The 8,697-nt window shown below is 60.0% G+C and carries 9 protein-coding genes and 2 tRNA genes; 7 read left to right on the plus strand and 4 right to left on the minus strand.

Annotated elements, in window-relative coordinates:
- Window positions 1-65 precede the first annotated feature (65 nt).
- The gene (locus tag JQN68_RS01615) at window positions 66-356 is read right to left on the minus strand and encodes a PxxKW family cysteine-rich protein (protein ID WP_225072332.1); all 291 of its coding nucleotides are present in this window, start codon (window positions 354-356) and stop codon (window positions 66-68) included.
- 133 nt (window positions 357-489) lie between these two features.
- Here JQN68_RS01615 and JQN68_RS01620 point away from each other — a divergent pair, with 133 nt between their 5' ends.
- The 4 genes from JQN68_RS01620 (at window position 490) to JQN68_RS01635 (ending at window position 3,491) form a co-directional block, all read left to right on the plus strand.
- On the plus strand, window positions 490-804 hold the full coding sequence (locus tag JQN68_RS01620; RefSeq protein ID WP_225072333.1) for a CxxCxxCC domain-containing protein: 315 nt from the start codon (window positions 490-492) through the stop codon (window positions 802-804).
- A 174-nt stretch (window positions 805-978) separates the two neighbouring features.
- Entirely contained in the window at window positions 979-2,400 is a 1,422-nt protein-coding gene (locus JQN68_RS01625) for a phosphoglucomutase/phosphomannomutase family protein (protein WP_225072334.1), read from the plus strand.
- A gap of 18 nt (window positions 2,401-2,418) precedes the next feature.
- Window positions 2,419-2,922, plus strand: a complete 504-nt coding sequence (locus tag JQN68_RS01630; protein ID WP_225072335.1) for an EVE domain-containing protein — start codon at window positions 2,419-2,421, stop codon at window positions 2,920-2,922.
- Window positions 2,922-3,491 (plus strand): ferritin-like domain-containing protein, encoded by a 570-nt coding sequence (locus JQN68_RS01635; RefSeq protein ID WP_225072336.1) that lies wholly within the window; start codon window positions 2,922-2,924, stop codon window positions 3,489-3,491. Before JQN68_RS01630 ends, JQN68_RS01635 begins: the two co-directional genes overlap by 1 nt.
- A gap of 7 nt (window positions 3,492-3,498) precedes the next feature.
- On the opposite strand, the gene JQN68_RS01640 is transcribed toward JQN68_RS01635, so the two are convergent.
- The 3 genes from JQN68_RS01640 to JQN68_RS01650 form a co-directional block, all read right to left on the minus strand.
- Window positions 3,499-4,677 carry an MFS transporter gene (locus tag JQN68_RS01640; RefSeq protein WP_225072337.1) on the minus strand — a complete coding sequence of 393 codons (1,179 nt, stop codon included), beginning with the start codon at window positions 4,675-4,677 and terminating at the stop codon, window positions 3,499-3,501.
- 164 nt (window positions 4,678-4,841) lie between these two features.
- A tRNA-Arg gene (locus JQN68_RS01645) sits at window positions 4,842-4,918 on the minus strand.
- A 24-nt stretch (window positions 4,919-4,942) separates the two neighbouring features.
- Window positions 4,943-5,019 (minus strand) — tRNA-Pro (locus JQN68_RS01650).
- Between the two features lie 152 nt (window positions 5,020-5,171).
- On the opposite strand from JQN68_RS01650, the gene ade reads away from it, so the two are divergent.
- From ade to JQN68_RS01665, 3 genes are all read left to right on the plus strand, one after another.
- The gene (gene ade / locus JQN68_RS01655; RefSeq protein WP_225072338.1) at window positions 5,172-6,944 is read left to right on the plus strand and encodes an adenine deaminase; all 1,773 of its coding nucleotides are present in this window, start codon (window positions 5,172-5,174) and stop codon (window positions 6,942-6,944) included.
- Window positions 6,944-7,486: a hypoxanthine phosphoribosyltransferase gene (hpt, locus tag JQN68_RS01660; RefSeq protein ID WP_225072339.1), complete on the plus strand. Its 543-nt coding sequence runs from the start codon at window positions 6,944-6,946 to the stop codon at window positions 7,484-7,486. The genes ade and hpt overlap by 1 nt, the downstream gene beginning before the upstream one ends.
- A 633-nt stretch (window positions 7,487-8,119) precedes the next feature.
- Window positions 8,120-8,635 (plus strand): NADH-quinone oxidoreductase subunit NuoE family protein, encoded by a 516-nt coding sequence (locus JQN68_RS01665; RefSeq protein WP_225072340.1) that lies wholly within the window; start codon window positions 8,120-8,122, stop codon window positions 8,633-8,635.
- Window positions 8,636-8,697 lie beyond the last annotated feature (62 nt).

Consider the following 8,697-nt stretch of genomic DNA (forward strand, 5'->3'; position numbering starts at 1 on the left):
GCGGGTAAAAAACAACGGGGCAGACCCGAAGGTCTGCCCCGACAATGCAGGACGGTCGATAAGGGTTACTTCTTCTTGCCGCCGGATGCCTTTTTCGAAGCCTTGAGAGGGTTGACCTTCTGCTCGGCGCTCTTGATATCGATCTTCTTGTGGGTCGCCAGGTTGCACAGGCCCTGAGCCCATTTGCGCTGCGGAGCGGGGTAGGCGGAGCAGACCTGACCGATGGCACTCTCCACCACCCGGTCGCAGCCCTGACATTCTTCAATGACGAGCTGGCAGGAGTTGCCTTCGAAGATGCAGCCGCGCTTGGTCCAGAAAGTACACTCGGTGCCGGGTTGTACAGTTTCACACTTCATGAGCTGTATGTCCTCCTTGTAGGTGCGGTATTTTTGGGGGGTTCAAAAGACCGTCATTATTTAACAACCCGTCAAATTTTGTCAATCGATAATTTCAGGGTCGGTTCGAAGAACGGCGGAGAACAGGGCGAAGATGCATGCTGTGAAAGGCCGGTCCATTGCGGGCAGTGCGGATTGGGAAGGACGTTGTCGGCGTTGCGGGCGTTGCTGTTTCGAAAAACTGGAGTTTGAAGGTCGCATCTATTACACCGATGTTCCCTGCGAATTTCTGGATCCGCGGACCCGGCAATGCATGGTGTATGAACGGCGGCATGCGTTGCGTCCGGATTGCGCACCCTTGACGGAGGCGGTGCTGGCTTTGGGAGTTTTGCCTGGGGATTGCCCCTATGTGCAGCATCTGGAGAATTACCTGGCCCCCGAACTGTGGCCGGAGGCGGAGGAGGAGTGAGGTTGTCCTTTTTTGGATCGACGGAAGAACCGGGGCATGCTGTAACGCGCCACGGTTTTCATGCTATTCTTGAGGGGTGATGAGTCGGGTAAAAACTTTGAATCGGCCAGAATTGGAGCAGTTATCCAAAGGGAAAATGGTGTTTAAATTCAGTTTTTAGTGGAGGAAATGTTAATGTCTCGTATCAAGTTTGGCACCTCCGGTTGGCGAGGGATTTTTTGCGAGGATTTCACCCTGGACAATGTTCGTGTGGTCACCCAGGCCATTGCCGATCACCTGCGCGCCCGGGGACAGCATCACCAAGGTGTGGTCATCGGTCACGACAGTCGTTTCATGGGAGAGCGTTTCGCACGTGAAACCGCGTGTGTGCTGGCCGGCGATGGTATTCCTGCTTTTCTTTGCAACCGGGATACACCGACCCCGGTCATTGCTCTGGAGGTGTTGCGGCGCGGCGCGGCCGGGGCCATCAATTTCACCGCCAGTCACAATCCCCATGACTATAACGGCATGAAATTTTCCTCCCATTGGGGCGGACCGGCGCTGCCGGAAGACACCAACGACATTGAAGAGCGGGCCAACGCGTTGCTCGGAGAAATCTGCTTCAAGGAAATGCCCTTGGACGAGGCCCTGCAGAACGGTATTGTTCAGGAAATCGATCCACGGCCGGGTTACTTTGCCGAACTGGAAAAAATGGTCAATCTCGTTGCCATCGCTGAATCGGGCCTGACCATTGCCGTCAATCCCCTTTACGGGACCGGCCGCGGCTACCTGGACGAACTGCTGCGCAAGGCCGGTGCTCGGGTGGTCTGCATGCACGATCACCGGGATCCTTATTTCGGCGGTTTTCCGCCCGAGCCGGCCGCCGCGTACATCGATGATTTCATTCAATTGGTGCGCAATGATGCGACAATCGGTCTGGGCCTGGCCACGGACGGTGACGGCGACCGCTTCGGCATTGTTGATGACGACGGCACCTTCATCGAGCCCAATTACATTCTCGCCCTGCTTTATGATTATCTGATTACCACCCGCCGGCTCAGGGGCGATGCCGCCCGTTCGGTGGCCACCTCCCATTTTCTCGATGCCGTGGCCGATTTCCATGGGCTGCGGGTCATCGAGACGCCGGTCGGCTTCAAATACATCGGCGAGCTGATTCGCGATGGGAAAATTTTGCTGGGCGGTGAGGAAAGCGCCGGTCTGACCATTACCGGCCATGTGCCGGAGAAGGACGGCATCCTGGCCTGTCTGCTGGTGGCGGAAATGGTGGCCATAACCGGCAAACCCCTCCGGGTGCTGCTGCAGGACCTTTATCGCCGAGTGGGAAGCTACTATTGCCGCCGCCGCAATGTGCGCCTCACCGAATCCCTGGAGCAGGCCTTTGCCAAGAAGATGGAGACGCCACCAAAGGCCATCGGGGCCTTTGCCGTGCGGCGCATCTCCACGGTCGACGGCTGGAAATTTTTCTTTGATGACGGCGGCTGGCTGCTCCTGCGGAAATCCGGTACCGAGCCCGTGGTACGCATCTACGGCGAAGGCCGCAGCGAGGATCAACTGGCAAGGCTGATGGCTGCGGCCAACGACTTTCTCCTGTCCTGACACAGTTTGGAGGTCGGGATGGGGCGTCGTTATTGGCTGATGAAGTCGGAGCCGGGCTGTTTTTCCCTGGATGATCTGCGAACCAGTCCGCAGGGGATCAGTGCTTGGGACGGAGTTCGCAACTATCAGGCGCGCAACCTGTTGCGCGATGACATTCAGGTTGGCGACGGGGTGCTGTTTTACCACAGCAACATCTCCCGGCCGGCCATCGTCGGCCTGGCCCGGGTGGTGCGTTCCGGGTATCCCGACCACACTGCCCTGGATCCGCGTTCGCGGCATTTCGATCCCCGGGCGACACCGGATTCACCCATCTGGTACATGGTGGACGTGGCCTACGTGACGGCATTGCCGCATCCCCTCACGCGCGAGGATCTGGGCCGCCATCCGGTCCTTGGTACCATGGACGTGTTGCGGCGCGGCAACCGTCTCTCCGTGCAGCCGGTCACCCCGGAACAATGGCGGACAGTGCTGACGGTGGCGGGACTGATGGACCCGTTGGAACATTTCGCCGGCGCAGGATAATGCCGGGGCCGGACCCCGCGCCCCTTCACCTTCGAACGGAAAGGAGCTCTCTGATGAGCGTCTACGCCTTTGCCATGCAGATGGAAACGGATGCCGAGCAACTGTATCAGCGACTGGCCGAAAGCAACACGGTGCCGGGCATCCGGCGGATTTTTGCCGAACTGGCGGCCGACGAACACCAGCATCTGCTGCTTTTCCAGCGCTTGCAGGCGGCCGATTCCTCCCAATCGTCACCGCCCTCCACGGCCCTGGAGAATGCCAAAAACATCTTTGCCGAGGTGCTGGCCGCGGGCGGAGCCCAGGAGGTTCTGCAGGACGATCTGGAGAGCTACCGCTATGCCATGGAAATCGAAGCCAAGGGGGTGCGCTTTTACGAGGATGCCATCAAACGGGAGCAGGATGCCGGAGTAAAGGCCATGTTGCGGCAGGTGGCGGACGAGGAACGCAAGCATTTCAATATCGTGGAAAACATCTATCGTTTCGCCAATGCCCCCAATGAATTTCTGGCCTGGGGAGAATTCAGCAACATCGATGAGTTCCACGCTTTCGGTCGCGATGTGGATCTGTAACGGGACACTAGGTGAGGGCCGGCGCCTTCACCCTCAAATCGAGGATGGCTACGGCAATCAGCAGAATCAGCAGCATCAGCAGCGTTGCGCCGGCAAACAGCCACTGGATGCCGAAACGGTCGAGGAGCAAGCCGTTGACATAGGTGCCCAGGGCGCCGCCGCCGAAGAGGTTGAAAGACACCAGGGACATGACCGTGCCGCGCATGTGCGGCATGAGGCTCTGAGCCGTCGTGACCAGGGTGGAGTGAATGGAAATAAAGGCGAACCCGAAGCCGAGCAGGGCCGCGGCAATGGCTGCGGGAGAGTGCAGCAACGGAAAAACGGCCAGGGAGAAGGCGCCGAGCAGGGCGGCACCGGGTACGTAGCGCTGGTTGAAGTAGTACCTCAGGCGGGTTGCGTAACGACCGCCGACAACCGTGCCAAAACCAAAAAAGGATAACAGCAGTCCGACTTGCAGGATACTGTACCCGGTAATGTTCTGGACGTATTTCCCGGAATAGGTAAAGGTTCCGAAGACGCTGAAGCCGATGAGGAAAATGGTTCCGGTGGTTTTTATCAGAGCCCGGTTTCCGAAGGCTTCCCGGTAGATGGCTTTCAAATCCAGGCGAGGGATGACGCCGGGGGCCTTGTTGAGATGCTTGAGCATGAAACAAGCCACGATCAATTCCAGAAAGCCGTAGACAAAATAGACTACCCGCCAGGATCCCACATGGGCGATGGCGCCGCCGATGGCCGTGGCGGTGGCGCCGCCCAGAAACATCATGCCGAAAAATCTGGCCAGGTATTGGTGCTGGGACGACTTGTCGGAGCTTTCGCCGATATAGGCGAGGGATACGGGGAATATCCCCGATCCGAAGGCCCCATTGCAGGCCCGCAGGATGACCAGGGTGGCGAGGTTGTGGGAAAAGGCGCTCAAAACGCTGAAAATAGCCGTGCCGAATGCGGCAATATTGACAATGCGGGTTTTGCCGTAACGATCCGCCAGGGGGCCGACAAAAACCGTAAATAAGCCGAAGCACAGCATATAGGAGGTCACCGACAAGGCGGTCGCGGAAATGCTGATGCCCAGATCGCGCGACATGTCGAGGAGCAGCGGGGCCACGGCGTAGTTGTCCCCGTTGGCTAAAAAACCCATGATTCCCAGAATCAGGATGACGCGAGCCATGTTCGGCTCTGTGTCGCGCATGAAAGACCTCCCGTTGCTGGCGGTTGCCCGGAACAAGGCAGGGGAACCGCTGCGGTGACTGTCCTTTCCATGCCATGAACTTGGCGGTTGTTCCGAAGACAGCGGATAAAAAAGAAAAAGCCCTGTCCGGTGGTCGGCCCAGGGCGTTTTCCCACATACTAAGTTGGCGCGCCAGGAAGGACTCGAACCCTCGACCGACGGCTTAGAAGGCCGTTGCTCTATCCACCTGAGCTACTGGCGCCCGGATTGACGCAGGGCTTTAAACTGGTCGGGGCGAGAGGATTCGAACCTCCGACCCCCTGTGCCCAAGACAGGTGCGCTACCAGGCTGCGCTACGCCCCGACAAGAGACCACCTTCTAGCATGTGGCGGGATATTTTGCAACCGGAAAAGGGAAGTTGGGAACCTGTGCCAGGGAGCGGGAGGCCATCGGGACCGAGGGTGGTATAGTAGTTCTGTAACCCCTTCGGAGTGAGCGAGCTGACAGGAGGCGCCATGGTTGTTTCGGAGCTTCTTCCCAAGGGTCCCCGGGATCCCTCCCCGGCCCGTTTGCTGGCGGTGGCACGCGGTGCCGAGGAAGCCGATGTGGTATTGACCAACCTGCGTTTGGTCAATGTGCTGACCGGCGAAATTCGTGCCGCCGAGGTCGCACTTGCCGGTTCCCGAATTGCCGCCCTCGGCCACGGATTGCGCGGGCGGCGCGTCTGCGATCTGGGCGGCCGACTGCTGTGTCCCGGACTCATCGATGCCCATGTACATCTGGAAAGCAGTCTGGTCAGGCCCGCCGAATACGCTCGCGCCGTGGTGCCCCGGGGGGTGACCACGGTGATTGCCAATCCTCATGAAATTGCCAATGTGCTCGGCGCCCCCGGTCTCCGTTTGATGCTGGAAGAGGGTCGCGGGGTGCCTCTGCAGATTCTGCTCACCGTGCCGTCGAGCGTACCGGCCACGTCGCTGGCCACCTCCGGGGCCTGTCTGACCCATCTCGACCTGGAGGAATTGGCCAGGGAACCGGGGGTCGTCGGCTTGGGCGAGGTCATGAATGTGCCGGGCGTGGTGGCCGGCGACCCCGATTTGCTCAAGGAATTGCACCTGTTTCAACATCTGCCCCGGGACGGCCATTGTCCCGGTCTGTCCGGACCGTCCCTCAATGCCTACATTGCCGCGGGAATTTCCTCCGATCACGAATCCGTCAGCCGGGCCGAAGCCGCGGATAAACTGCACCATGGACTGCGGCTGTTCCTGCGCGAGGGCAGCGCCGCCAGAAACTTGCGGGATCTGCTGCCGGCGATGACTCCCTGGAACGAGCGCTGGCTGTCCCTGTGCACGGACGATCGCGAACCGGACGAACTGTTGCAGGAAGGAGGCCTGGACCATGTCCTGCGCCTGGCCATGGCCTCGGGAGTGAACCCGGTGGCGGCGTTGCGGTTGGCGACCCTCAATCCGGCGGAACATTATCGCCTGGATGATCGGGGGTTGATTGCACCGGGACGGCGCGCCGACCTGGTGGTGGTTGATGACCTGCGCCGCTTCGAGGCGCATCAGGTCTGGCAGGACGGGGTTCCGGTGGCGGAAGAGGGTGCCCTGGTCTCGGCTTCGGCCCCTTCGGCGGCGAAGGGTGGCGGCTGGCCGAACACCATGAATGTCGATGTGGCGCGTCTCGATTTCTCCATTGCCGCGCGGCCCGGAGCGGCTCATGTCATCGGGGTGCGCGATGGTCAGTTGCTTACCGACAAACTCCTGCTGCCTCCCACCTGCCAGGGGGGACGGGTGCTCGCCGATGCCTCCCGGGATCTGGCCAAGCTGGCGGTGGTCGAGCGCCACCGGGGATCCGGTCGTTGCGGGCTTGGCCTGGTGCAGGGCTTCGGGCTGCAGCGCGGTGCCCTGGCCGGCAGCGTCGCCCACGATCATCACAACCTGCTGGTTCTGGGCATGGATGACCGGTCCATGGCTACGGCGGTGGAGGCGGTAGTGACTGCCGGCGGCGGGCTGGCCGTGGCCTGCGGACGGGACTTGTTGGCGTTGCTGTCCCTGCCCCTGGCCGGTCTCATGGCGGTGGCGGGCATCGAGCAGGTGGCCGCGGAAAGTCGCCAATTGATTGCAGCGGCGCGTACTCTTGGATGTCCTCTGCAGCGGCCCTTCATGACCCTCAGCTTTCTGGGTTTGGAGGTGATTCCGGCGCTCAAGTTGACCGACCTCGGTTTGGTCGACGTGGCTGCCGGGAGGCTGCTGCCCCTGTTCCTCGATCCACCGGGAGGGAAGCTCTGATGGACGCCGCACTGGAGGTATTGCTGAGCGAAGCGGCCATTGCCGTCCGGGTGCGGGAGCTGGCCGGGCAGATCTCCGAAGACTATCGGCAGGCGGGTTCTCTGTTGCTGGTGGGGGTGCTGCGCGGCTGTTACATGTTTCTCGCCGATCTGTCGCGGCGGTTGACCATTCCCTGTCGCATCGATTTTATCGCCGTGTCGTCCTACGGTCAGAGTACCACCAGCGGTGCGGTGCGCCTGATCATGGATCTGCGCTCCGATATCGCGGCTCAGCATGTGCTGATTGTCGAGGATATCATCGACACCGGGCGGACCCTTGAGTATCTGACCCGCCTGCTGGGCGCCCGCCGTCCGGCATCCCTGAAAACCTGTTCCCTGCTGATCAAGGAACAGAGTATCCGCCGGGGAATCCGGGTCGACTATCTCGGCTTTACCATTCCGGATGACTGGCTCGTCGGTTACGGCCTGGATTACGCGGACCGGTTTCGGGCCTTGCCCTACATCGCCACTCTGTCTCCTGCCGCCAGAAGGACCCTTGGCTGACACGTGGTTTTGTGCCAACGGCCGTTTTCGGACTGATGGACTAAAGGACCACGATTATTTCCCTTGAGCCGTTTACGGATAAAATAGGGTTTTTTTTCGAACTGCCCCCGTTGAAAAAACTTGAAAAGCCGAAGTAAAAATGGTATCGAATAGCTGGCCGTTTTCAGCCGGTTCACTCGGCGGACGGTAGCGGAAGCATACAGGACGAGCTAGAACGCTGTAACACCGACCGGTAGGCGGCCTTGCAGGATGAACCGCCTGCCGAGGTGCCACCGGTTTTTGTTAGGCGGATGGCTCTGTGTGCCTGCCGTTGCGGACGCCGCGGAACCCGCGGATACGGTCTGCAAAGACGTTTGCATTGTTATTGGAGGAGGAGAAAAGGCCGATCTCCCCGGTCCGGCCTTTTTTCCGCAACACCCCCCACAGCGTAGGACCGTAACTGAAAATTTCGGAAGAGCAGTGCGACTGCTGAGGGTCGTGCTGTAGCTTGATGTCGTGCCAACCGGAACCCCAGGTGCGTCCGGGCGCGGCGGCAGAATTGTGCCCGATTCCCTTGCGAGCATAAATTCTGCACGTGTGCGCAAATTCTGCCCGTACGTCCGGCGGTTCCAAACCTTTTATTGGGGAGGAAGTATGTCGAGTTGTGCTCAGAAGACCCAGCAACAAACCATGGGCAAGTACACGTTGCCCGCCAACCTGTACTGCGAACTGGACGAATTCATCGACAGTTTGCCCACCAAGGAAGGACACCTGGTAACGGTCCTTCACAAAGCCCAGAGTATTTTCGGTTATCTGCCGGAAGAGGTGCAGGAATACGTGGCCGAGGCGATGAACGTGCCGGTGGTGCACGTGTTCGGCGTGGTCAGCTTCTACACCTTCTTCACCATGGTCCCCAAGGGCAAGCACCCCATTTCGGTCTGCATGGGTACCGCCTGCTTCGTCAAGGGTGCGGACAAGGTGCTGGACGCCATTCTGCTGCAGTTGGGCGGCGTGGAAGTCGGCGAGGTCACCGCGGACGGCAAGTTCTCCGTCGACCGCGTGCGCTGCATCGGTGCCTGCGCCCTGGCCCCGGCGGTGGTCATCGGTGAAAAGGTCTATGCCCATGTCAGCACCGACCAGGTCAAGGGCATGCTTGCGGATTTCGAATAATAACGGGGAGATAAAGCAATGACCAAGATTTCGAGCATGGCGGAACTGCAGAAGAAACGCCA

The sequence above is a fragment of the Desulfuromonas sp. CSMB_57 genome, assembly GCF_020194955.2.
Taxonomy (GTDB): Bacteria; Desulfobacterota; Desulfuromonadia; order Desulfuromonadales; family Syntrophotaleaceae; genus JAFCIY02.